Here is a 24904-nt window from a genome sequence, read left to right as displayed (position 1 = left end):
ATTTGTCACCATAATCCACCCCGTCCGCAACGAGTCCTCAGAGTTGAAAGCAAAAAGTTGAAAGTAAAAAAGTTGAAAGTATAAAAGTAAATCGGTATTTAATGCAACCTCATGTCTCCATAATACTACCGGTAAGAAATGAAGGGGAGTTTATTGTAAACTGCCTGCAGTCCATTGCCGCCCAGGACTACCCCAAGGAATGCATGGAACTGCTGATAGTGGATGGGTTATCCGACGACGATACCCTGGATCAGATTGCCGAGTTCGACAGTGGGTATGATGACTTCCACATTCAGGTGCTTACCAACACCAAGTTAACCGTGCCCCACGCCATGAACCTAGGGATCTCCAAGGCCAGGGGGGACATCATCCTGCGCTTCGACGGCCACGCAGTGATGGAGCCGGACTACGTTTCCAGCTGCGTAAAAATCCTGGAACAGACCAAGGCCGGCAACGTGGGCGGACCGGCCTGCAATATCGGCAGTGGGACCACCATGAGCAACGCCATTATGTTGGCCCATGCCTCTGCTTTTGGTCTGGGTGGAGGGGCCTTCCGGATGGGAAACTACGAGGGCTATACCGACACAGTCACTTTTGGCTGTTTCCCCAGGGAAACCTTCGCCAAGTACGGTCGGTACGACCCCCGGCTGGACCGGAACCAGGACATAGAACTGAATGCAAGAATACGCAAGGGAATACGATCGGGCAACAATGGTGTGTCAATGGCATCACAACCGTATAACAATAGCAAAGCCCCAACGCCTGGCAATATCTACCTGACGCCCAAGATCAAAAGCCATTACTACTGCCGGTCAACCTTGTCCGGGCTGTGGGCCCAGAACTTCATGAACGGCCAGTGGGTGGTCTATACCAGATACATTGCGCCCTATGCCCTAAGCCTGCGCCACTTCATTCCCCTGATCTTCGTCTCTTCCCTGATCCTTCTCACCGTCCTCAGCCTTTCCGGCCTGGGCGCCAACCTTTGGGGCCACGGGGCAGGGACCAGGCTGGCCAATGCACTGCACGGCATAAAGGGTTTTGGTCTTAAGCAACCCGGAGTTCTAAATCTAAAAGCCTGGAGCTGGCACCTGCTGTTCCTGCGAATGTTGTTCCTGGAGCTATTCGCTTATTTTTCTGCCATGGTTTTCTTCATTCTACAGTCTGGCAAACATAAGCATAAAACGGATTCTTCGGCTTGCAAGGTGGATTGCCCCTCCTTCGCTCGTAAGTCAGGTAGCCCAACTCAGGACATGCCTCAGAATGACACGTCAACCGACCCAACGGAAAACAGTACAACTGTAAACGCCAAACTGTCGTTAGGCTCCCTGCTGTTGCTGCCACTGGTATTTGTCACCCTGCACTTTTCCTATGGTTTGGGCTCGCTCTGGGGTCTGGTAACTTTGCCCTTTTGGCGGGGCACCAAAAAAACGCGGGTTGACGCGGGTATTGTTTCAAACCGGGATCATTCAAAGAAACCCATTGAACAAGGCAGTTTTGCAGATTGAGCATTTGGCATTGTCCCCCAAAAGCGGGATCCCGTCAATCTGTCTGCTGTCAGCTTTCGCTTTGATATTAGCCCGCTTTGAGGACCAAAATTTTAGCGGAGGTACTAGCAGAAATGAAAGGGATGGCGGTGATTTAAGCCTTCGATATATGAATTTAGAAATTGAACTGTGTTTTTGTGGCCGATAAAGAATCCCTGTTGCCTTCTGTGGTCAATTACCGGGCGATTGTCCGACCTCTCCTGCTGATCAGCGTTCCCCGGACAATGTTTTTCCAATAACCAATAGCCAAGTTGATGCTGAACTACTTACTGCTTCTTATGGTGGCCTTTTTAACTGCGCTGCTGACCGGGCCACTGGCCAGGATCCTGGGGCGGAGGCTGGCCATCATGGACCATCCCGACGAACTGGGGATGCACAGCAATTCCATTCCCCGCAGCGGCGGCATTGCCATCGGCATGGCCATCTGGGTCACTTTGGAGGTCTGCTGGCTGCTGCCCGGGGTCATCATCTCTAACCGCCAGCTGGTGGCCATGGGCATAGGATGTTTCGGTCTGTTCGTTACCGGCCTGTTGGATGATCTGCACGAGATCAAGCCCTACATCAAGGCCCTGGGCCTGTTCGGGGCAGGGCTGATGATCATGCTGGTCTCCAGGCACCTGACCCTGCTGGGATTCGAGAGGATGGATTTCCTGCTGGGGATAATGGCGCTGGTGGCCTCGGCCAACGCCCTGAACTTTCTGGACGGAATGGACGGCCTGGCCGCGGGCCTGACGGTTTTGGCCGGACTGGGGTTCCTGGTGCTGGGAATGCTTTTGGGGGACATGATCCTGGCCTGCTGGGCTGCCATTCTAGCCGGGGCGGCCGGAGGGTTTTGGCCCATCAATAAACCGCCGGCCCGGATATTCATGGGCGATTCCGGTAGCCTGGTGATGGGCGGCATTTTGGGCTGGATGCTTTTACTTCTGTCCGCACACGGGCTGATCCATCTGCTGGCCGGGTTCATCCTGCTCTCCTGGCTGGTGCTGGACACCGGGCTGGCCATAGTCCGCCGGATCGTCCTGAGCCGTGATATCTTCACCGGGGACCGGCGGCACGTGTACGACCTGATGCACCGTCGCTATAATTCAGTCTGGAAGACCATTCTCATCATGTATCTATTTCAACTGATCTTCGGGCTGCTGGCTGTATCTGCATTGTATCTGCCTTGGTTCTTGCCGGCCGGGATGGCCCTGGTACTGTGGCTGGGGATACTGGCATGTATGATAAGGATGGGGATGTTTGCCCCTCTTGAGGCAGATGGACCCGCTGTTTCATATGAGGCCAAACGCTGGCCCCGGGAAACAGTGGAGTAGGGTCAGGGAATCAATGGCAGGGTGCACTGAGCTTCGCCTGCTAAAGGGTACACATCATTCGTATTCCATCAAAGGCTCTGGGATATTTGACACACAACATTGAACAATGCTTAGAGGTAAAAGTGCTCAAGCTAGCCTCCCCTGACATTACCCAGCGCGAAATCAACGCTGTAATCAAGGTACTCAAGTCCGGAACCCTAAGCCTGGGCCCGGAGATCCTGAAATTTGAAAAAGCTTTTGCCAGATACACCGGCCGCAAGCACGCCCTGGCGGTCTCCTCCGGCACCGCCGGGCTGCACCTGATCACCCATGCCCTGGGGTTAAAGCCCGGCGATGAGGTCATCACTCCGTCCTATTCTTTCGCCGCCTCGGTTAACTGCATTTTGTACCAGGGAGCCAGGCCGGTCTTTGTGGACATCGATCCTAAGACCCTGAACATTGACCCTAAAATGATAGAGGCCGCCATCACCCGGCGCACCAAGGCAATACTGGCGGTGGACGTCTTCGGCCTGCCTGCAGATTATTCCGCCTTGCAGAGGATCTGCAAAAAACACGAACTGATCCTGATCGAAGATTCCTGCGAGGCCTTGGGGGCAAAGTATCACGGTAAGCAGGCTGGCAGTTTCGGGATCGCCTCGGCTTTCGGGTTCTACCCCAACAAGCAGATCACAACCGGCGAGGGCGGAATGGTCTTGACCGATGACGATGATCTGGCCGAGGCTATGCGCAGTCTTCGCAACCAGGGGCGCCATTCCATGGGCGGCTGGCTGGCCCATCATGACCTGGGTTATAATTATAGGATGGCTGACATCAACGCCGCACTGGGCTTGGCCCAGCTGGCAAGGCTTCCCGGGATTTTGGCCAGGCGGAAAAAGGTGGCCCAAAACTACCAAAAGCTTTTTGCCGAACGCCTGCCGGAATTCACCGTGTTAAAAGATTTTCCCGGAATAACCCGCAGCTGGTTCGTATTCGTGGCCCTGGTTCCTCCAAAACTCAAAGGCTTGGGCCGTGACCGGCTGATAAAGCACCTCCAGGGAAAGGGTATCGGTTGTGCTCACTACTTTCCGGCTCTTCACCTTCAGCCATACCTGGTGAAGGAACTGAAACATAAACGAGGGGATTTTCCGGTGACCGAGGATACGGCTGACCGCAGTTTGGCGCTACCATTTCATCATGGCCTCAGTTTAAACGATCAGGAGCAAGTGGTGAAGACCATCATGCTATTCTGCCAGCGCCGGTAAAAAAGAGATGAAACCATCGGAGGCAGCCCAGGGATTATTTAAGAACAAAATAACAGAAAATAGGGGAGGACACTAATGTTGAAAAGCATGACCTGGACCCTAATGATTGGATTGTTCCTGTCAGCCCCTGCTTTTTCCCAGCCGGCCGGAGACGGAACCAAAACACAATACGAGAAGGTCTGCCAGCAGTTAAAGAAACTTAAGGCCGGGCCACGGGGGGCAGAGGTAAAGGACTTGGTGCTGAAGCGCGATGCCGCCACCATTACCTTAAGCGAAGGGCAGATGTTCCTGTGCTCCGACATCGACGGTTTCAGCTGCGCCGCGGTGTTCAAGGGAAAGGGGAACATAGTCTTTGTTCCGCCCACTAAAGTCGAAAGGCAGCAGATCGCCAGGTTCTACCAGAACGATTCCATCAACCGGGATTTCAGCGAGTTGTTCCTTCTTTGCGCCGACGGGACCATGGAAGAACTTGACCGGAAACTGAAGTTCGGCCCCCTGACCATTTCCGAGGACTTCGGTTCAGCCGCCGATGAAGCGGTAAAGTATATCACCTACAACTCCGTCTTGAAAGGCGATTACTGCGAACCGGAGATAATGAAGACCATTTTGGGAAAACAGCCCAATGGATTGTTCTATGCCCACATCAAAGGCCCCGGCAATCAAGCCGCCGAGATTTTCGAACTCGATCCCTATTCCTTCGAGGAAGTGGAGTTTTATAAAAGCATTAAAGAGGCCACTCTGACTACCTACCGCCTGGACCTGATCTCCAAATTCCATTGGCAGGCCGACAGCTTGAAAACGGAAAAGGAAAAGATCCGAAAATCGCTGAGTATTTTAAATTACAAAATGGACTGTCTGATTTCGGGTGAGAAGAGAATGGATGTAGTCTGCCGATTGGTGATAAAATCGCACCACGCTGACAGCCGGTGGCTCAACTTTTACCTTGCCAGCCAATGGTGCGCCGGGGTGGAGGCGGACTCGGTGTCCTGGGCAGGTTTGGGCCCGGCCGAATTTTACAAAGGGAAGGAGTTGGACGATATGTGGGTCCGTTCGCCCCATCCCCTGGCCTCAGGTCAAGTCTGTACCCTGACAGTTTTCTACCATGGTGATTTGATGGAACGCTTCCAAAACTGGGTGTATATCAAGTCATCATCAGGGTGGTATCCCTACGCTGGCGAGTCAAACCGGGCGCTGTTTGACGTCACCTATCATTATCCCTCCAAGTTCAAATTCATCAGCGTTGGAGACCAGATATCATCTGATACCGTAGATGCAATTGTCAACAGCCGCTGGGTCACTTCCACCCCGGTCCAGTTCTTCACTTTTAATATGGGGTATTTTAAGGAAACTAAAATAATCAACGACAGCATTCCTCCGGTGACCATACTGACCTCGGACGAGATTCGGATGGATGAAAAGCAAGTGGGGGCCGATGTGGCCAACAGCCTGGCTTTTTTTCAAAAAGTCTACGGGGAATGCCCGGCCTCCAGGCTCTGCGCCGCCCAATATCCTTTTGGCGGGGGTGTAGCTTTTCCGGGACTGATAAACCTAGCCTGGTACAGTTTTAAAAACAACCTCTACAATAAATATCAGAGCTATCAGGAAGTGTTACGGTCCCATGAAGTAGCCCATCAATGGCTGGGCTACGGTGTGAGCCATGACTCCTATCACGACCAGTGGCTCTCGGAGGGCCTTTCCGAGTTCTCCGGTCTGTGGTATATGCAGAACGCGTTAAAAGACAATGAAAACTATTTCAAGTGGTTCAAAGAATACCGGGACGATATAATCAACAACCGCAAATATCTGCTGGGGGATGGCAAGGGGTCGGGGCCGATCTGGCTGGGCCGACGCAACATCACCAGTGAGACCTTTGAGGACAACGCGGTGATAACCTATAAAAAAGGGGCCTGGGTGATCCAGATGCTGCGGAACATGTTGATAGACCTGAACACCATGAAGGAGGACAAATTCATCGGCATGATGCGCGATTATTATGCCACTTACCGCGACAGCCTAGTAAGTACTGAACAGTTCCGGAAAATTGCGGAGAAACACCTGTGGATGGACATGGGATGGTTTTTTGATCAATGGGTTTACGGCACTGATATTCCCAACTACAAATATTGTTATACTACCAGCAAGACCCCAGATGGCAAATTCCGGGTGACTCTCAAAGTCCGTCAGGAGGAAGTTTCTCCGGATTTTATGATGTATATTCCGTTGTTGGTAGATTTTGGGGAAAAAAGGCAGGCCCGGCTGCGGGTGCTGGTAAAGGGGCCATTGACCGAACTGGAACTACCGCTGATGCCCTTAAAACCCAAGGATATTGAATTCAATCCCTATCAATCGGTGTTGTGCCGCCAGGACAAGGAAAGCTTTTAAGGCCCTGAACACCAAACGGCAAACAGTAAACATCAAACGGCGAACGGGCAACAGATACACTATGAAAAACATCCTGATTATCTCGGCCTCGGCCGGGGCCGGCCACACCATGGCTGCCAAAGCCATTGAGCAATCGCTATCCTTGCTGCCCCAGAGCAAGGAGCGCTGCCAGGTCACCCATATCGACCTGCTCAAATACTCCACCTTGCTCTACAAGACTGTCTATCACGACATCTATCTGTACATGGCCCAGAAGCAACCGCTGCTGTTCGGCTACATCTTCACCACCTCGGACAATCTGAAACGCCAGAACCGCCCAGATTTCCTGCTGCGTCTGCTGGACACCCTCAACACCCGCAAGTTCACCTCTTTCATCAGGGAGCAGGAGTGGGATCTGATAATATCCACTCATTTTCTGGCTTCCCAGCTAGTCTGCGACCTTAAGCGCAAGGAGAAGATAGAGACCCCGCTGCTGACGGTCACCACCGACTACGGACTGCATTCATATTGGATCCTGCCGGAATGCGAACACTACGCGGTGGCTGATGAAAACAGCAAACAGCACTTGATGGCTTCGGGCGTTCCGCCGGAGAGGATCCGGACGCTGGGGATACCGGTGGGCCTGGAATTCTCCAAAAAGAAATCGCCGGCCGCCATCCGGGAAAAACTGGTGCTGGCTCCCAGACTGCCCGTGGTGCTGATGTTGTCAGGCGGTTTTGGTGTGGGGCCGATCGAGAAGATAGTGGCTTCACTGGCCTCGGTCAGGTCCAACTTTCAGCTGGTGGTGGTGGCCGGGAAGAACCGCAAGCTGCTGGGCCGCCTCCGCCAGATGCGGGAGCAAATGCCGTTCAAGATGATCCCGGTGGGGTTCACCGAACAGATGGACGAATACATGCGGGCCTCCGACATACTGATCAGCAAGCCCGGCGGACTGACCACCGCCGAGGCTATGGCCTGCGGCCTGCCCATGATCATCGTCAACCCCATCCCCGGACAGGAGGACATGAACAGCGACATGCTGCTGGAGCACGGGGCCGGGATAAAGGCCATGCATCAGTTGGACATTCCTCACCGGCTGGACGAGGTGCTGGCTTCGCCCCAGAAACTGGCGCAGATGCGCAAGAACGCCCTGGCCCTGGGCAGGCCCCGGGCCGCCCAGGAGGTGGTCAAACTGGTGGAGGAGATCTTAAATTGACCTCTCCCTCTTTCCCTCCCCTCGAGGGGAGGGAAGGGTGGGGTTACCCCCTGATAGCTATCAACTCCCAGCCTAAGCATAAAGCTTAGGGCTTGCAGTCTACAGCTCAAGATAAGGAGTTTCACAGATGTCCAAGATCAAGCGCTTCGGGATCCTGACCGCCGGGGGCGATTGCCCCGGTCTTAACGCGGTGATCAGGGCGGTGGCCAAGACCGCCATCAACGGCCACGGGATGAAGGTGATCGGCATTGAGGACGGCTACGCCGGGCTGATCGAGGGCCGGTATCACGAGCTTAACTGGCGCAACGTCTCGGGCATTTTGGCCGAGGGCGGCACTATTTTGGGCACCTCCAACCGGGACAACCCCTTTCGCTACGCGGTCAAGAACGCCAAGGGGGAGATGGAATACCAGGACGTGTTCGAGCGGGTCCAGGAGAATTTTGAACTGGCCAAGCTGGAGGCCCTGGTGGCCATCGGCGGCGATGGCACCATGGCCATCACTCAGCAGATGATAGACCGGGGCATCAAGGCTGTGGGCATTCCCAAGACCATCGACAACGACCTGGCCGCCACCGACGTCACCTTCGGCTTCGACTCTGCGGTGGTGACCGCCACTGAGGCCCTGGACAAACTGCAGTCCACCGCCATGTCCCACCACCGGGTGATGATCGTGGAGACCATGGGCCGCTATGCCGGGTGGATCGCCCTTTACAGCGGAGTGGCAGGCGGCGGTGATATCATCCTTCTTCCCGAGATACCCTACGACATCAACCAGGTCTGCCGGCGGATCATCGAGCGTAACCAGAAGGGCCGGCGTTTTTCCATCGTGGTGGTTTCGGAGGGGGCCAAGCCCAAGGGCGGGGAGATGGTGGTCCGCAAGATCATCAAGGAGTCCACCGACCCGGTGCGGCTGGGCGGCATAGGCCAAAAGCTGGCCGATGATATCGAAGAACGGACCGGGATCGACTGCCGGGTGACAGTCTTAGGCCACCTGCAGCGGGGAGGCAGCCCCACAGCCTTCGACCGCATTTTGGGAACCAGGTTCGGGGTCAAGGCCGTGGAACTGATGGCCAAAGGCGAGTTCGGGCAGATGGCGGCCCTCAAGGGCCTGAAGGTGGAGGCGGTTCCCATCAAGGAGGCGGTGGGCCAGCTGCGGCTGGTCCAGCCGGACTCCGAGGTGATCCGGGCGGCCAAGTCCATCGGCACCGTGTTCGGGGACTGATCCCGGGGCATCACATCCGCAGATTGCGCAGATTATTTATCCCATAAACTTGCATTGATCAGAGCCGAAGTGGCATAAAACATCAACTCAAACAACCATAACTTACCTGCCCTCTCCCACTATTTTTTAGATATGAATAAAACCACCGCTGCCATATTGCTGTTGTTGCTCTGCCGGCCGGTCTGGGCCGTCCAATACCAGCTGACCCTGCCGCTGCAGTATAACTATTACCAGACCTTGGACGCGGCAGCTTTGGGTAGCGGTAACGTTACTTGTCTTAACCGGGGGCCGGCAGCTTTGTTCGGCAATCCCTGTCGGTTGAAGATCCCCGGTACAAAGGCTTCGGCGGTGGTATCGGGAGATTTCCTTTCGGATAGTCATAGCCACGTGCTGATTACCACCAGGCAGTCCCTGGCCCTGCCGGCCGCAGCCGCCGGAGCTTGGAATTTTGGGCGCTGGGGACTGGCCGCAGGGTTTGCAAATTACATGAAAACCGATATGAACTTTCCCGACCAATGGCAGCCCTATATCCAGTATCAAGCCAGCCTGGACCTGCACCTGACTGCCTTGGGGTGCTTTTATGAGGTCTCTGAGGGAGTGATGGTCGGGCTATCCTTCTGCGAGGGGTCGGTGGCCATGATCTGGCAAAAAGGGGATACCCTTATAACCCAGGGTTCTGCCCAAGGACTCAACCTAAATGCCGGAATAGAAATGACAATCAATTCCGAGCTGATATTGTTTACCCGCCTTCGCACAGAGAGCCGGATGACAGGCACCGCCGATTATCTGCCGGAACCGGGCGGTGACGATCTGGCGCTTTACGGAGTGGTGCCGGCCCTTTCAACCTTGGGCTTCAATTACCGGATCGATTCAACCTCCACCCTGGCTGGACAGATAGACATCACCGGATGGCAGAACGCCTCCTGGGATTATCAGGGCCGGGCCGATTTTAAACTGGGTATGGAGTTGCAGCCAGCATCTCGGGGCTATATTCTGCGGTTCGGCTTTTTTACCGTGGGCACGCCATTGGTGCCGCAGTTGATCCAAAATTATCCCAGCCTGCAGGATATGTATTTCATCTCAGCCGGGCAGTCGTTTACAGTCGGCCCTGTCACCCTTAATTGTTCCGCTGCCACCAGCCGGTTGTTCTCCGGCAGCGGCCTCAAGCAGGACATGTTGGCCCTGTCGCTGCAGTACTCCCGTTGAGGGCAGGCAGTCTACAGCTAACAATGAACAATGAACGACAAACGTCTCAACTGTAAACCGGTAAATTGTAAACTGTTTAAAAGTGAGGGAAGTAAAATGTCCGAGCTTAAGATCAGATTTGATTTCAACAACCTGATGTCCGAGCGGCTGGGAGATCATGGGATCGCATACTCCCAGATCGAGAAATCCGGTCTGCAAGCGGCCCAGGCCTCGGAATGGTTTTTCCGGCAGAGAGCCAAGGGGAAGATGGATTATTTTGACCTGCCTGAGAAACCGGAACATTTAAAATCATCGCTGGCCCTGGCCGGAATGATGAAGGGCAAATTCAGCGACCTGGTGGTGCTGGGCATCGGCGGCTCGGCCTTGGGCACGGCTGCGGTCCAGGCAGCCTTGAATCCTTTGACCTACAACCATCAGGATAAAAAAACGCTCAAGGGCCGGCCCCGGTTGTGGGTGCTGGACAACGTGGACCCGGAAAAACTGAAAAACATTCAGTCCCTGCTTAATCCCAAAACAACATTGGTCAATGTCATCAGCAAGTCGGGGGCCACCGCCGAGACCAGCGCCCAGTTCCTGTGGCTCAAGGCGTGGTTGTTCAAATCGCTGGGCCCCAAATGGAAAAATAACCTGGTGGTCACAACCGACCCCGAGGAAGGCATTTTGCGTCAGATAGTGCGGGAGGAAGGGCTGTTGAGTCTGGAGGTTCCTTCCGGAGTGGGCGGCAGGTTTTCGGTGCTAACCCCGGTAGGCCTGTTTCCCCTGGTCATGACCGGAGTGGATATCAAGGGCCTGTTGGCCGGCGCGGCCGCCATGCGCAAAAGAACCCTGGAAGAAAATCCCTGGCGCAATCCTGCCCGGCTTTATGCCCTGACCCAGTACCTGCTTTACCGGAAGGGCTATCATATCAGCGTGATGATGCCTTATTCCGACAGTCTTTATCTTTTAGCCGATTGGTTCCGTCAGCTGTGGGCCGAAAGTCTGGGCAAAAAGCTTAACAGCCGGAACGAGGTGGTAGAGACCGGTCCCACACCGGTCAAGGCGCTGGGGGCCACAGACCAGCATTCCCAGATACAGCTATATGCCGAGGGGCCGCGTGATAAGGTGGTGACCTTCATCCGGGTGGAAAAATTCCGGGCAACCCTGTCCATCCCCAAAGGATATCCCAAGATAAAAGATCTGGCATATTTGAGCGGCCATGATTTCGGCGATCTTTTGAACGCCGAACAGAGGGCCACCGCCATGGCTCTGGCCAAGAACGGCCGTCCTAACTGCAGTTTTATAATCCCCCAGATCACCGCTCCGGTCATTGGTCAAATGATATTTCTATTGGAGACGGCCACCGCCTATGCCGGAGGGCTGTTCGGGGTCAATCCCATGGACCAGCCGGGGGTGGAGGAGGGCAAGCGCTACACTTACGGCCTGATGGGCAAGGAGGGCTTTGCCAACCGGGCGGTGGAGGTGGAAAAGTATGAAGCGGGCAGCCTGGGAAAATACGTGGTATAAAGTATTTGTGATCTCCGGAAAATTTGACCAAAAATGGCGAAGCCTCAAACATTGGAAAACCCACAGCCAATTTTTGAAAAGTAAATGTCTAAAAATAAAATCAATGGTATTTTTGTCCTGCTGATTCTGGCCTTAATAGAGGGCTGCGGCGGGCAGGGGGCCATTAAGCCGGAAACTACTGCGGTGCTGGCGGTCCCGGACAGCGCAGTCCTCAAGCGGGTCCGGATGGCAATGGCCATAGACTCCCTGCTAGCAGACAGCTCGCTGGCGCAGGCTCAGTGCGGGCTGTATCTGACGGATCTGAGCGGGTCTGCCCCGTTGTACGCCAAGAACCAGGACCAGCTTTTCATCCCGGCCTCGGTCAATAAGATATTCATCACCGCCGCCGCCCTGTACCAGCTGGGGCCGCACCGCCGGTTCAGAACCGCGGTCTACGGACATCCTTCCTGGGCTGGAGGAAAGCTCAAGGGGGATGTCTATCTCAAAGGTTTCGGCGACCCCCTGCTGTCTTCAACCGGCCTGGAGGACCTGGCCTTCCGGCTGAGGTCCCGGGGTATTTTTCAGATCACCGGGGACCTGATAGTGGACGCCTCGTATCTGGACACCGTCAAATACGGGGCCGGCTGGATGTGGGACGAGGGCCCCCATGCCTACAATGCCCCGGTCTCGGCCCTCTCGGCCAATCAGAATATCTTTGAAGTTAGTTTTAGGCCTTCATCAAGGATAGGCCGCCGGGCCGCGGTCAGTGCCGGCACCGGACTGTCTTATATCAGGATACAGAACCAGGTCACCACCAGCAGGCCGGGGATAAAAAGGAAGATCAGGGCCGAACGCAGTCATGCCAACGGGACAGACGTCTTCACCTTCAGCGGCCACCTGCCCCAGGACGACTCGGTGCAGTACAATTTCTTCAGCATCTCCGAGCCAGCTCTATACAGCGGCGCCTTATTTGTCCAGATCCTGGAAGACCAGGGTATTCGGTTCACCGGCCGGGCCAGGATCGGCCAAACCCCGGAAAGCCTGGCCTGCCTGGCGCTGCATGAGTCGCCCCCGCTTTACGCCATGATTCAGAAGATGAACAAGGAGAGCGACAACTTTATAGCTGAGATGCTTTTCCGGCAGGTGTCCCGCGACAGTATGGCCTTCGCTTCTTCCGGCCCCGACACCTTTAACGGAGTGGAGAAGACCCTGCACAGGATGGGCTTTGCCCCCGGCAGTTTTAAGGTGGCCGACGGCTCCGGTCTCTCCCGCTATAACCTGTGCTATCCCCGGATGGTGGCTGAAGTGCTGATGACGCTGTATGGCGATCCCCTGCTGCAGACCGAGCTGTTGGAGGCCCTGCCGCTGGCCGGGGTGGACGGAACCCTTTACCGTCGGATGCAGAACAGTGGAGCCAAAATAAGGGTCCGGGCCAAGACCGGCACCATGACAGGGGTCTCCTGCCTGGCCGGGTTTGCCTTTGGTGCTGATGACAAAGTATACTGTTTTGTCATTATGTTCAACAATTATCCCGGCAAGGCCGTAGAGGTCCGCCGGGTGCAGGACGCGATACTGGAAAAACTGCTGGAGATAGCGCCGTGATCACGCCTGGAAACTTCTTAGGAATTCAGGAAGACAGGAAACCCATGCAAAAACACTAACAGTTATTTTTTGTTTTCAATTGAAAATGAACCGTCTTTAGGCTATAATAACAGTTTATACCCGGCAGAATTCCTTTCGTTAAACCAAAAATCATAATATATCTTTAGGGAGCAACCATGGAGAACAAGACCCCGTTCTATGAACACCACGTCAAGGCAGGCGGCAAAATGGTGCCTTTTGCGGGATTTTTGATGCCGGTACAGTACCAGGGGATCATCGAAGAACACCGCCACGTCCGCTCGGCCGCTGGCTTGTTCGACGTTTCCCACATGGGGGAGATCGAGGTCCGCGGCCCCGAGGCCCTGAAGTTCGTTTCCTACTGCACTATCAACGATCCGGCGGCTTTGGAAATCAACCAGGTCCAGTACTCGGCCATGTGCTACAAGGAAGGCGGGATCGTGGACGACCTGCTGGTCTACCGTTACCCCGAGCATTTTTTCCTGGTGGTCAACGCCTCCAACCTGGCTAAGGATTTTGCCTGGCTCCAGGAACAATCGAAGGGTTTTAATGTTACACTGAAGAACACCAGCAACGAAGTTGCCCAGCTGGCCCTGCAGGGGCCCAAGTCCGAGCTGCTGCTGCAGAAGATCTGCGATCTGAAACTCTCCGACATGAAGTTCTACTGGTTCGGCACCGGGAAGGTGGACGGGGTCGAGATGCTGGTCTCCCGCACCGGCTATACCGGCGAGGACGGTTTTGAGCTGTACTTCGACATCAAATACGCCGGCCAGATCTGGAACGCCCTGTTCACGGCCGGGAAGGAATTCGACCTGCGGCCCATCGGCCTGGGGGCCAGGGACTCGCTCCGCCTGGAGATGAAATACTGTCTCTACGGTAACGACATCGATCAGACCACCTCACCGCTGGAGGCGGGCCTGGGCTGGATCACCAAGCTCAAGAAGGCCGGCGAATTCAACGGCAGAGATGTCTTGTTAAAGCAGAAAGCAGAAGGTGTAAAACGAAAACTAATAGGATTCGAGGTCGAAGGCAACGCCTTCCCGCGCCAACATTACAAGATGTTCAAGGACGGCGCCCAGGTGGGCGAAGTGGCCAGCGGAGTATTTTCGCCCTCGGTGGCCAAGGGCATCGGCACCGGGTACATCAAGGCCGAGTTCGCGGCGGTGGGCACGCCCTTCCAGGTGGAGATCCGGGGCAAGATGGTTCCGGCCAAGGTGGCCGAGACGCCGTTCTGGAAGCACAGCTCGATAAAGAAATAAAACATTAAAAATAAAATATTCAAAATTGGAGAGATCATGAACATTCCCAAGGACCTGAAATATTCCGCCAGCCACGAGTGGGCAAGGATCGAAGGCGACACCGCCACCATCGGCATCACAGACTTTGCCCAGGGCGAGCTGGGTGACATCGTTTTCGTGGAACTGCCGGCCGTCGGCGCCAAGGTTTCCCAGAACAAGCCGCTGGGCACGGTGGAAGCGGTCAAGGCGGTCTCCGACCTCAACGCCCCGCTTTCCGGCGAGGTGACCGAGGTCAACCGATCCCTGGAAGGGACCCCGGATGTGGTCAATAAGGACGCCTACGGCGCTGGTTGGATGGTAAAGATCAAGCTGTCCAATGCCGCCGAGGCCGCCAACCTGATGGACGCCGCCGGTTACGACAAGATGGAGAAGCACGGTCACTGAGCCAGGCACGGAAGCCGTAATAAGTTTGAACTGTTTGAAACGGTTCAAACGGTTTGAAACGTTTATAATTTTCAAGGAATAAGAATGCCATACATACCGAATACAGACCAGAACCGCCAGGCCATGCTCAAGCGGATCGGGGTCAAGAATTTTGACGAGTTGATAGCCGACATCCCGGCCGAGATAAGGCTCAAGGCCGAGCTGAAACTTCCTAAGGCTCTGTCCGAGATGGAAGCGGTCAAAGAAATAAAATCACTGTCCGCGCAGAACAAGCCGGCCTCCTCCCTGATCTCCTTCCTGGGCGGGGGAGCCTACGACCACTACATACCGGCGGCCATAGACCACATTCTGCTGCGCTCCGAGTTCTACACCGCCTACACCCCCTACCAGGCCGAGGTCAGCCAGGGCACCCTGCAGGCCATCTGGGAATTCCAGAGCCTGGTCACCGCCCTGACCGGTATGGACGCCGCCAACGCCTCGATGTACGACGGGGCCACCGCCCTGGCCGAGGCCGGAGTGCTGGCCTGCAACCACACCAAGCGCAAACAACTGGTGGTCGCCCGGACGGTAAATCCCGCCTACCGCCAGGTACTGGCCACCTATGCCGGCGGGGCCGGGATCGATGTCATTGAGATCAGCTTCAAGGACGGAGTCACCGATCTGGAGGCCTTAAAGAAGGCCGTGGGTTCGAACACCGCCGGAGTGCTGATCCAGCATCCCAACTTCTTCGGCCATCTGGAGCAGATGGACGAGATCTCGGACCTAACCCATAAGGCCGGGGCGCTGCTGGCGGTCTCGGTCGATCCCATTTCCCTGGGCCTTTTAAAGACCCCGGGGGAATACGGGGCCGACATCGTCACCGGAGAGGGCCAGCCCCTGGGCATGCCCACCAACCTGGGCGGGCCTTATCTGGGACTGTTTGCCGTCAAGACCAACCTGTTGCGGCTGATACCGGGCCGGCTGGTGGGACTGACCACCGACGCCAAGGGGCAGGAGGGGGCGGTGCTGACCCTGCAGACCCGGGAACAGCACATCCGCCGGGAAAAAGCCACCTCCAATATCTGCTCCAACGAGGCCCTGTGCGCCCTGGCCGCCGCGGTCTACCTTTCCCTGATGGGCCGCTCCGGGATCAAGCAGGTGGCGGAACTCTGCCTGCAGAAGAGCCATTATCTGTCGCAGAAGCTGAAGCCCTCCTTCAGCGCACCCTTCTTCAAGGAATTCGTGATCCAGCCCAAACAGCCGGTGGCCAAACTGCTGGAAGAATTAAAGAAGGATGGGATACTGGGGGGGCTGGACCTGGAGAAGTTCTATCCCGAATTAAAAGGCCACATGATGCTGGCGGTCACCGAGAAGAGGACCAAGGAGGAACTGGACCTGCTGACCTCAAAGATCAACGTTTAGCTCAAAAAAACAGAATGCCGTCCCTCTTAAACCGGGGCGGCATTCTGGTAAATCCATAAAAAGTTATGCATTATCTTCTGTCATTTTTCGGGGCGGCCATGCTGGCCCTGGGACTGACCCCGCTGGCAATGGCCCTGTCGGTAAGGTACCAGGTCTTTGACCGCCCCGGCCTGCGCAAGGTCCACCAGAAGGAAGTTCCCTGTCTGGGCGGGGCGGCGGTGGCGGCGTCATTTTTCATCTGCCTGTGGCTGGCCAGGGGCATCTGGCCCCAGGTGTTCGAAACAATGGACCGGAAGCTTCTGGCTTTGACCCTGGGCGGGCTGATGATCTTCGGCATCGGGCTGTACGACGACCTCAAGGACGCCTCGGTGGCCTTGAGGTTCCTGGTGCAGTTCGCGGCGGCCGGTGTACTGGTCTGGGGGGGATTTCTGATCACCATGCTTCCCAATCCCCTGGGCGGAAGACTGGACCTGGGTCTGCTGAGCTATCCCTTCACCGCCTTGTGGATAGTGTTCCTGATCAACGCCCTCAATTTCTTGGACGGTCTGGACGGGCTGGCCGCCGGGGTCAGCGCCATCGTGGCTCTCACAATTTTCTTTGTGGCCGAACAGACCGGCCAACCGCTGGTGGCTTTGACCTCGATCCTGATGCTGGGGAGCCTGCTGGGATTTCTGCCGTTCAACTTTCATCCGGCCAAAATATTTCTGGGCGACTCCGGGGCCACCCTGCTCGGTTTCCTGTTCGGGGCCATGACCACTCTGGGCACCATGAAGAGCGTGGCCGCCATCTCCCTGCTGCTGCCCATCGCCGCCCTGGGAGTGCCGATCTTCGACACCGTCAAGGCGGTGCTGCGCCGCACCCGGAGGGGCCAGAAATTCTACCAGGCGGACAAGGAGCACATCCACCACCTGCTTTTGTCGGCCGGGTTTTCCCACCAGGGGGCGGTGCTGTTCCTTTACGGCAGTACTTTCTTCCTGTCGGTGCTGTCCATCATGGCGGCCTCGGCCGACCGCAGGCTGATCTCCATCCTGGCCATCGTGTTTATAATATTGGTTTGGGTGTTCTTCATGAAGTGGCAGAAGAACCGGGAGTAGCATTTTAGAAATCAAAACAGGACGCAGGCTCCGGCATATACTTAGCCGGACGATTTCCGCAGTTTGCTCAGAAATATTTATAGCTGCCAGCAGGGCCAACGGGAAACAACAATGTTTCTTTCCTGGGTTCCTCATTGGAAAACGGTCTATCTCAACCTAGCCGGGTTTCATTCACCAAAACAATTCAGGACACAATTTGGGAACAGCGTTAGACATCAGCCAACTTAAGGGCCGGGCGGTGCTGGCGCCCATGGCGGGCATCACCGATTCGGCCTTTCGCGTTATATGCCGCAGGTACGGGGCGGCTTTGGTATATTCCGAGATGCTTTCCACCGAGGCCCTGTCCCGCCGTCACGGGAAGACCCTCAAAATGGCCGGATTCCGGGAGGAGGAGCGTCCGGTGGCCCTCCAGCTTTTCGGCAAAAGGCCCCAGGCCTTTGCCGAGGCGGTGGCCTGGCTGGAGCCTTTGGCCCCCGACTGCTACGACCTTAATTTCGGCTGTCCGGCCCCCAAGATCGTCAAGAACGGTGGCGGGTCGGCCCTGCTCAAGGATCCGGAGCTGGTGGGGCAGATCGCCCGGGCCGCGGTCCAGGCCTCGCCCCGGCCGGTGCTGGCCAAAATCCGGAGCGGCTGGGAAGTGGGGGCCGAGAATGCGGTGGAGATCGCCAAAATACTTGAGGGCAGCGGGATCGCGGCCATAGCGGTCCACGGCCGGACCAAAAGCCAGATGTTCTCCGGTTCGGCCGACTGGGCGGTGATCGGCCGGGTCAAGCAGGCGGTCAATATCCCGGTGATAGGCAACGGCGATATCCGCAGCGGGGCCGACGCCGCAAGGATGGCGGAGGAGACCGGCTGCGACCTGGTGATGGTGGGCCGGGCGGCACTGGGAAATCCCTTTCTGTTTGCCGAGATCAACGACTGCCTAAAATCAAAAATCAAAAATCAAAAATCAGAATATGAAGTAAGCTGGCCGGAAAAGCTGGCGGTCATAATCCAGCACATAGAGATGGCGGTGGCCGACAAGGGCCAGACCCGGGGCCTCCGGGAGATGCGCAAGCACCTGGGCTGGTACATCAAGGGCATTCCCGGGGCGGCCGCCCTGCGCCAGGAACTGATGCGGGCCGAGACCAGGGAGGAAGTGCTGGGCCTGCTGGAAAAACTTCAAAACTCCATCCACCGGCATCAGGGGGATATGGATGAACAAACACCGGAATAAACATTCCCGCCCGGCCATAGATTTTCTGCTGGCGGCCCTGACCCTGGCCCCGGCCCTGGCCAACTGGCTGGGGCTGTGGATATTGAATGACGCCTGGCTGGCCATCCTCCTGTGCTGCCTGATTTTTTACGGCGGAGCGTATTGGGTGATCAGGGCCTTCCGGTTAAAGTCAATGCTGGTAATGAGGCCCCGGAACATCCTAAATAGCCTGGTCTGGGGAATATCATCGGCCCTGGGAGCGGCGGCCCTGATCCTGGTGCTGGGGACCATGTTCTTCACCCAGGCTGTTTCCGGAAACATTTTGCAGGCCTGCTCCCAGCGCCTGGCCCAGAGCCAGGCCCTGCGCTACAGCTTCTGGCAGTTCTTTTTGTTTGTGGGGATCATAGTCCCGGTGGGCGAGGAGCTGTACTGGCGGGCCGGTCTGCAGGGGCTTTTAAGCCTTAGGTTTTCCAAAACCAAAACGGTGCTGATCTCGGCCCTGCTGTTCACCTTTTACCACCTGGTGACGGTGGGCTTTTTGATGCCGGGGCTGCCCGGCCTGCCATTGGTGGGACTGGTGTTCCTGAGCGGGCTGGTGCTGGCCTGGCTGACCCAACACACTAAAAACATCTGGGCCGCGGCCATCTGCCACGGGCTGGGGGGCTGGGGGGCCATCATCTTCCTGGTGTGGAAATACCTGAGATAACCTGAGGCCGGAAAGATCCAAAAGCCAATATCTAAACTCTAAACAAGCACGAATCTATAAACCTAAAACAGCCGGGTAATTGAATACATTGATCATTGGGCATTATTTAGGATTTAGCATTTAGTGCTTGAAATTTAATCAAAACCAGCCATTATGCAGATTATCATCGCCACCAGGAACGCTCACAAGCTAAGGGAGATCTCCCAGATCCTTAAAGTGGACGGGGTGGAGTTTCTGAGCCTGAATGATCTTCCGGAGTACCCGGAGGTGGAGGAGACGGGAAAGACCTTTGCCGACAACGCTCTGCTTAAGGCCCAGACCGCGGCCTATCACTCCGGCTGCTGGGCCCTGGCTGACGACTCCGGCTTGGAGGTGGATGCCCTGCAGGGCCGCCCGGGGGTTCATTCCGCCCGCTATGCCGGGGAGGAGGCCGACTCCGAAAAGAACATCCAAAAACTGCTGGCCGAGATCAAGGGCCTGCCCCCTGAAAAACTGACCGCCCGCTTCGTCTGCACCATGGCCCTGGTCTCCAATCACAACCGGGCCTATTTTACCGAGGGGAAGATAGAAGGCCGTATCACAGACCAGCCCCGGGGCCATAATGGCTTCGGCTACGATCCGGTGTTCTGGCTGCCCCAATATGAAAAGACCATGGCCCAGCTTTCCCCTGAAGAGAAGAACAGGATCAGCCACCGGACCCTGGCCCTAAAGAAGATCGCTTCCCTGATAGCCAGTCTGTCTGGCCATGACCGGCACAACTTTCCTGTGGCCTGAATCGAACCCCCGGTATTGCTTGACATCGCCGGTAAAAGTGTTATATAATTACAAGTTATTGTTATAAAGCGGGGTGTGGCGCAGTTGGTAGCGCGCTTGCTTTGGGAGCAAGAAGCCCCCAGTTCGAGTCTGGGCACCCCGACCAACTCAGGGAACAGGTTATGGATGATCGGGATTTGTGGCTTATGGGATTGAAGCATGATTTGGAGAAGATATCCCAATGATCAGGACCCAAAAAGCAACGATGTGCGCCTGTCCCGCCTTGGGCGGGACCCCGCTGCGGCGGTGGTAGCTTCCTTCGACAGGACTTCGGCGAGCTCAATCGAGCCGTTCAGGACTGGAAGCAAGGGAGCCCATCAATCAAGGCGGCAATAATATGCGCCTGTAGCTCAGTTGGATAGAGCATCTGCCTTCTAAGCAGAGGGTCACAGGTCCGAATCCTGTCAGGCGTACCATATTCAAGGCTGGAAAAGAAACGAGAAAATTCCTTGAACCAAATCATAAGGTTCAAGTCATAAAGAACATGGTGGATGTAGTTCAGCTGGTTAGAACGTCGGATTGTGGATCCGAAGGCCGGGGGTTCGAATCCCCTCATCCACCCCAAAAAATCAACCAAAGTTCACCTAAAAACATTCAACAAAAGGAGAGCTAAAATGGCAGCAGGCGGAACCATCAAGCTGGACGCAACCCTGGCCAAAGTGTTCAAGAAAAAAGAAGGGGCTACCATCACCGGCATGGAATTGACCAAAGGGCTCTGGGCTTACATTCGGGAAAACAATCTCCAGGTTAAAACCACCAAATAAAATCACACGCAGCATTGAGTTCCTTCCCGGCAGACCAGGTGGCCGAAAAATATTAAAGCCCGAATGAGAGATCATTCGGGCTTTTTGACTTCCGTTTAAGGGATCTTTACTTGCCGTAATAAATAATGAAGCCCAATACCAAAGCCACCACATCAAACACGGCATGGGCCGTGACCGCCTCCATGGCGTTTCTCTTGCGCAGGTAGACCAGGCCGTCAAGAAAACCTATGATGGCGGTGGAAATTATCCCGGAGATCCCCTGATAGGCATGCCCCAGGCCGAACATCAATGAGAAGAATATCAGGGCAAAGATCAGTCCCGGTTTACGGAAAGCTTTTTCGAATCTGGTCAGAACGAATATCCGCCAGAGTTCTTCCAAAAACCCGCCCTTGAAAATACCCAGGAACAACAGGATCGGGAAATTGTACAATTTGCCGAACAAATATTTTATGTTTTCGCCCTCAGCCGCGGCGTTTGGCAGCAGGGCCCCCAGCACCGGGCTGACCAGAATTGTGTCCAGGGCAAAGATGCCGATCCCGAACAAAGCGCCTATGGCTATCTGCTTTCCCAGCTGGTTGCGGTTGAAACCCAGGGAGCCAAAACCCTCATTGGCCAGCTTGAGCAGATACCAGACCAGCAGGAAGGTGAAAATGCCCACCGTAACAATGTATAAAGAAGCCTGAGGCAGGTTCTCACTCAGCTTGACCTTAATACCAAGCTGTTCGGGCAGAGAAGGCTTGGTGGAGAGATAATTGTAGATCTTCTGTATCCATCCCAGGGTGATGATGCCCAGGGACAGATATACCGCTTTTTTGACCGTAATCTTGCTCATAGGGCTCCCATATCATTCAATTAATGGTTGTGCTCATATGACCATGTCAAATTACGCCAACCGGGCAAATAATGTTTCACCGTCCATGGTTTAATCTGTCCTTGATGTCTTTAATCAACGACCGGTATTCATCAAGGGAAAGAAGCACTTCCTTCTCGTTCTGGTTGACAGGCCTGCCCGGGTCATCCTCATAGAACCGGGGGAACAGGTGGCAGTGCAGATGTGGCACGATGTTCCCCCAGATGCAGTAGTTGATCTTGGCCGGGTGGTAGATGTCGTTAAGCGCCTCGGCCACCAGGGAAACCTCATTCCAGAACTCCGCCCGTTCTTCCGGCCCCAGTTCGAACAGCTCCGTGACATGCCGTTTCAGCACCAGGGTGGTCCAGCCTTTCATATGCTGGTTCTTGTTAAACCGGACTATGGAGCGATGAAGCTCGATCACCTTAAAACTGTGGGGATTCTCATCCAACCCTTTTTCAAGGCACATCGGGCAGTCAATGCCTGCTTTCAGCCGGGCCCATTCCTCCGGTGCTTTCCACTTCATTGTTTACATCTCCAGCTGGGGGGAAAGGTGAAAAGGCCCCTGGTCCGGCTTGCCGGGAACCGCATGGCATTTGCGGCAGCGGGCCTCGTATTTCTCCGTAGATCCTACCGAGACCACTTCGCTGTCATATGGGGCCGGGTGTCCGTCCAAAAGCCTCTGGGTGCGGGTGGCTGGCTCACCGCAGACCGAGCAAATGGCGGTCAGCTTGTCCACCTGCTCGGCCATGGTCAAAAGCCGGGGCATAGCCCCGAAGGCTTCACCCCGGAAATCCATGTCTAGGCCGGAGACGATCACCTTGATGTCCTGGTTCAACACTTCCTCGATGGCCGGCACTATCAGGTCCCCATAGAACTGGACCTCGTCTATTCCCACCACCTGCACCCCGCGCTCTATGCCCCGGATGATGTCCCCCGGCTCCCGGCAGGGTACGGTGGGCAGCTTCAGCCCGTAATGGGTGGTAATGCTCAGTTCATCGTATCTGGTGTCGAAGGAGTGCTTGAATATCTGCACCTTCTGCCGGGCGTAGCTGGCCCGCTTGAGCCGGCGGATCAGCTCCTCGGTCTTGCCGCTGAACATACATCCGCAAATGACTTCCAGTTGTCCGTTGATCATAAGTAATAGGGCCCTTTCTTTGTAAAACACAGGCTGATAAATAACTATACAATCAAAACCGGTGGTAAATCAAGACCCAGGGACATCTTTTTAGCCAAGCCTTTTTCTTTGCATGTGGCAGTGGCCTAATATGCCGGTGAGAAAATCCCAAAAATCACTTGACATCAGCCTCTTTTTAGGTTACATTATTGGCAGTGGAAAAGCCGGCCCGGCAGATTGCGGGTCGGCTATAAATTTCAATAAACGCACAACCAGAAAAAATCAGAAGACAACATGACCCATAAATCAATCGAGATCCAACTGGACGGCCAGCGGGTGCCCACCAAGGCCGGGGAACAGGTCCAGGCCATCTTTAAAAAATACTTGGACAAATCTCCTGCCAAGATCCTGGCCGCTAAGATGAACCAGCAGCTGGTCAGCCTGGATGCCACAGTTCATTCCAACTGCCGCCTGGAGCCGGTGTTCTATTCCGGCCGCGAGGGCATAGCCCTGTACCGCCGGGCCGCCTGCCTGATACTATACGAGGCCATCAAAGAACTCTATCCCGCGGCCCGGGTGGTGGTGGGCCAGTCGCTGGCCAACGGCTATTATTTTGATTTCAGCGGGGACCAGGCTCTGGACGAAGATACTCTGGGCAAGATCGAGGCCCGGATGCGCCTGATTGTTTCCGAGAACCGCCCCTTTGTCAAAGAAACCGTCTCCATCGAGGAAGCCAAGGAATATTTCGAAGCCGAGGGCTATTCCGACAAGGCCAAGCTTTTGACCACAATCCGCCTGACCGAGGTCCGGCTGGTGGGCTGCGGGGTCTTCAAGGACATCTACCACGGGCCGGTGGTGCCGGGAGCCGGTCTGATAGACCGCTTCGAGTTGACAGTGTATCCCCCGGGCTTCGTGCTGCGCTTTCCCCAGCAGCGCAATCCGGAGCGGATCCCGGAGATCTCCCCCCAGGCCAAGCTGTTCCAGATCTACAAGGAGACCAAGGACTGGAACCGGATCCTGGGGGTCAACAACGTGGGCGAGCTCAACGAGCTGTGCCTGGCCGGGCAGATGAGCGAGCTGATCCGGATCGCCGAGGGCTTTCACGAGAAGAAGATAGTGGAGGTGGCCGACCGGATCACCGCCCAGCGCCAGCGGGTCAAGTTAGTGCTGATCGCCGGACCCTCATCCTCGGGCAAGACCACCTCCAGCAAACGGTTGATGATCCAGCTCAAGGTCAACGGGCTGCATCCCATCGCCCTGTCCACCGACAACTATTTTCTGGGGCGGGAGCAGACCCCGCTGGGCGAGGACGGCAAGCCGGATTTCGAGTCCTTAAGCGCGGTGGACCTGGAGCTGTTCAACCAGCAGATGACCGCCCTGTTGGCTGGGGAGGAAGTGGCCACCCCGGTCTACGATTTCCATACCGGACAGAGGGCCGAAAAGACCATCAAGCTAAAACTGAAGAATGACGACATCCTTTTGGTGGAGGGCATCCACGGATTGAATTCCAAACTTACCAGGTCGGTTCCGGCCGAGAACAAGCTCAAGGTCTACATCAGCGCGCTGACCCAGCTCTGTCTGGACAACCACAACCGCATCAACACCTCGGACGTCCGGCTGATCCGGCGCATCGTGCGGGACCGGCTGTTTAGGGGCTACCGGGCCGCCCATACCTTAAAGGTCTGGCCCGCGGTCCAGCGGGGCGAGGAGCGCAATATCTTTCCCTTCCAGGAGGAGGCTGACATCATCTTCAATTCCACTTTGATCTACGAGCCGGCCGTGCTGCGGATGTACGCCGAGCGCTTTTTGATGGAAGTGCCCACCGACGATCCCGCCTTTTACGAGGCCTATCGCCTGCAGCGCTTTTTGCAGATGTTCGTGCCGGTGTTCGCCGACGAGGTGCCGCATACCTCGATACTGAGGGAGTTCATAGGGGGGAGTACTTTTGAGTACTAAGGGCGGGGACAGGATTTATTAACAACAAAAAGTCTGCCCTGAGCAATGTCGAATGGGCACAAAAGGCACAAAAAATACTTTGGGGCATTGAAATCAGATAGAAAAGCCCGGTCATAACTGA

21 protein-coding genes and 3 tRNA genes are annotated in these 24904 nt (G+C 55.7%); 21 read left to right on the top strand and 3 right to left on the bottom strand.

Annotated elements, in window-relative coordinates:
- Positions 1 to 101 precede the first annotated feature (101 nt).
- From HZA73_11165 to HZA73_11070, 20 genes are all read left to right on the top strand, one after another.
- The gene (locus HZA73_11165) at positions 102 to 1505 is read left to right on the top strand and encodes a glycosyltransferase family 2 protein (GenBank protein MBI5806579.1); all 1404 of its coding nucleotides are present in this window, start codon (positions 102 to 104) and stop codon (positions 1503 to 1505) included.
- 293 nt (positions 1506 to 1798) lie between these two features.
- Positions 1799 to 2857 carry an undecaprenyl/decaprenyl-phosphate alpha-N-acetylglucosaminyl 1-phosphate transferase gene (locus HZA73_11160; GenBank protein MBI5806578.1) on the top strand — a complete coding sequence of 353 codons (1059 nt, stop codon included), beginning with the start codon at positions 1799 to 1801 and terminating at the stop codon, positions 2855 to 2857.
- Between the two features lie 98 nt (positions 2858 to 2955).
- Positions 2956 to 4098 carry a DegT/DnrJ/EryC1/StrS family aminotransferase gene (locus HZA73_11155; protein MBI5806577.1) on the top strand — a complete coding sequence of 381 codons (1143 nt, stop codon included), beginning with the start codon at positions 2956 to 2958 and terminating at the stop codon, positions 4096 to 4098.
- Between the two features lie 75 nt (positions 4099 to 4173).
- Positions 4174 to 6480 (top strand): hypothetical protein, encoded by a 2307-nt coding sequence (locus HZA73_11150; GenBank protein ID MBI5806576.1) that lies wholly within the window; start codon positions 4174 to 4176, stop codon positions 6478 to 6480.
- A 61-nt stretch (positions 6481 to 6541) separates the two neighbouring features.
- Complete coding sequence (locus tag HZA73_11145) at positions 6542 to 7675, top strand: glycosyltransferase (protein MBI5806575.1); 1134 nt, start codon at positions 6542 to 6544, stop codon at positions 7673 to 7675.
- Between the two features lie 127 nt (positions 7676 to 7802).
- Positions 7803 to 8897 carry a 6-phosphofructokinase gene (locus HZA73_11140; GenBank protein ID MBI5806574.1) on the top strand — a complete coding sequence of 365 codons (1095 nt, stop codon included), beginning with the start codon at positions 7803 to 7805 and terminating at the stop codon, positions 8895 to 8897.
- Between the two features lie 132 nt (positions 8898 to 9029).
- Positions 9030 to 10103, top strand: a complete 1074-nt coding sequence (locus tag HZA73_11135) for a hypothetical protein (protein MBI5806573.1) — start codon at positions 9030 to 9032, stop codon at positions 10101 to 10103.
- A gap of 96 nt (positions 10104 to 10199) precedes the next feature.
- Complete coding sequence (locus tag HZA73_11130) at positions 10200 to 11606, top strand: glucose-6-phosphate isomerase (protein ID MBI5806572.1); 1407 nt, start codon at positions 10200 to 10202, stop codon at positions 11604 to 11606.
- 84 nt (positions 11607 to 11690) lie between these two features.
- Positions 11691 to 13187, top strand: a complete 1497-nt coding sequence (gene dacB / locus HZA73_11125) for a D-alanyl-D-alanine carboxypeptidase/D-alanyl-D-alanine-endopeptidase (protein MBI5806571.1) — start codon at positions 11691 to 11693, stop codon at positions 13185 to 13187.
- A 176-nt stretch (positions 13188 to 13363) separates the two neighbouring features.
- Positions 13364 to 14464 (top strand): glycine cleavage system aminomethyltransferase GcvT, encoded by a 1101-nt coding sequence (gene gcvT, locus HZA73_11120; GenBank protein MBI5806570.1) that lies wholly within the window; start codon positions 13364 to 13366, stop codon positions 14462 to 14464.
- A gap of 36 nt (positions 14465 to 14500) precedes the next feature.
- Positions 14501 to 14887 (top strand): glycine cleavage system protein GcvH, encoded by a 387-nt coding sequence (gcvH, locus tag HZA73_11115; GenBank protein MBI5806569.1) that lies wholly within the window; start codon positions 14501 to 14503, stop codon positions 14885 to 14887.
- Between the two features lie 78 nt (positions 14888 to 14965).
- Positions 14966 to 16288, top strand: coding sequence for an aminomethyl-transferring glycine dehydrogenase subunit GcvPA (gcvPA, locus tag HZA73_11110; GenBank protein ID MBI5806568.1), 1323 nt, complete (start codon positions 14966 to 14968; stop codon positions 16286 to 16288).
- 65 nt (positions 16289 to 16353) lie between these two features.
- Positions 16354 to 17382, top strand: coding sequence for an undecaprenyl/decaprenyl-phosphate alpha-N-acetylglucosaminyl 1-phosphate transferase (locus tag HZA73_11105; protein MBI5806567.1), 1029 nt, complete (start codon positions 16354 to 16356; stop codon positions 17380 to 17382).
- A 250-nt stretch (positions 17383 to 17632) separates the two neighbouring features.
- Positions 17633 to 18598 carry a tRNA dihydrouridine synthase DusB gene (gene dusB / locus HZA73_11100; GenBank protein ID MBI5806566.1) on the top strand — a complete coding sequence of 322 codons (966 nt, stop codon included), beginning with the start codon at positions 17633 to 17635 and terminating at the stop codon, positions 18596 to 18598.
- Positions 18579 to 19283, top strand: coding sequence for a CPBP family intramembrane metalloprotease (locus tag HZA73_11095; protein MBI5806565.1), 705 nt, complete (start codon positions 18579 to 18581; stop codon positions 19281 to 19283). Before dusB ends, HZA73_11095 begins: the two co-directional genes overlap by 20 nt.
- 153 nt (positions 19284 to 19436) lie before the next feature.
- Positions 19437 to 20057, top strand: a complete 621-nt coding sequence (locus tag HZA73_11090; protein MBI5806564.1) for an XTP/dITP diphosphatase — start codon at positions 19437 to 19439, stop codon at positions 20055 to 20057.
- 69 nt (positions 20058 to 20126) lie between these two features.
- A tRNA-Pro gene (locus HZA73_11085) sits at positions 20127 to 20202 on the top strand.
- A 233-nt stretch (positions 20203 to 20435) separates the two neighbouring features.
- A tRNA-Arg gene (locus HZA73_11080) sits at positions 20436 to 20512 on the top strand.
- A gap of 71 nt (positions 20513 to 20583) precedes the next feature.
- A tRNA-His gene (locus HZA73_11075) sits at positions 20584 to 20660 on the top strand.
- Between the two features lie 50 nt (positions 20661 to 20710).
- Positions 20711 to 20860, top strand: coding sequence for an SWIB/MDM2 domain-containing protein (locus HZA73_11070; GenBank protein ID MBI5806563.1), 150 nt, complete (start codon positions 20711 to 20713; stop codon positions 20858 to 20860).
- 106 nt (positions 20861 to 20966) lie between these two features.
- Here HZA73_11070 and HZA73_11065 read toward each other — a convergent pair whose 3' ends face one another.
- The 3 genes from HZA73_11065 to HZA73_11055 all read right to left on the bottom strand — a co-directional run bounded on the left by HZA73_11065 (position 20967) and on the right by HZA73_11055 (position 22848).
- A complete protein-coding gene (locus tag HZA73_11065) occupies positions 20967 to 21692 on the bottom strand; it encodes a CPBP family intramembrane metalloprotease (GenBank protein MBI5806562.1) in 726 nt (241 codons plus the stop codon).
- 76 nt (positions 21693 to 21768) lie between these two features.
- Positions 21769 to 22236: an HIT family protein gene (locus HZA73_11060; protein MBI5806561.1), complete on the bottom strand. Its 468-nt coding sequence runs from the start codon at positions 22234 to 22236 to the stop codon at positions 21769 to 21771.
- A 3-nt stretch (positions 22237 to 22239) separates the two neighbouring features.
- Positions 22240 to 22848, bottom strand: coding sequence for a thymidine kinase (locus HZA73_11055; protein ID MBI5806560.1), 609 nt, complete (start codon positions 22846 to 22848; stop codon positions 22240 to 22242).
- Positions 22849 to 23121: 273 nt separating this feature from the next.
- On the opposite strand from HZA73_11055, the gene HZA73_11050 reads away from it, so the two are divergent.
- Positions 23122 to 24783, top strand: coding sequence for a nucleoside kinase (locus tag HZA73_11050; GenBank protein ID MBI5806559.1), 1662 nt, complete (start codon positions 23122 to 23124; stop codon positions 24781 to 24783).
- The last annotated feature ends 121 nt before the right edge of the window (positions 24784 to 24904 follow it).

The organism is candidate division TA06 bacterium (assembly GCA_016235665.1).
Classification (GTDB): domain Bacteria; phylum Edwardsbacteria; class AC1; order AC1; family EtOH8; genus UBA5202.
Note: the sequence above shows the minus strand (reverse complement) of the source record. Positions and strands in the feature narration are given on the sequence as shown.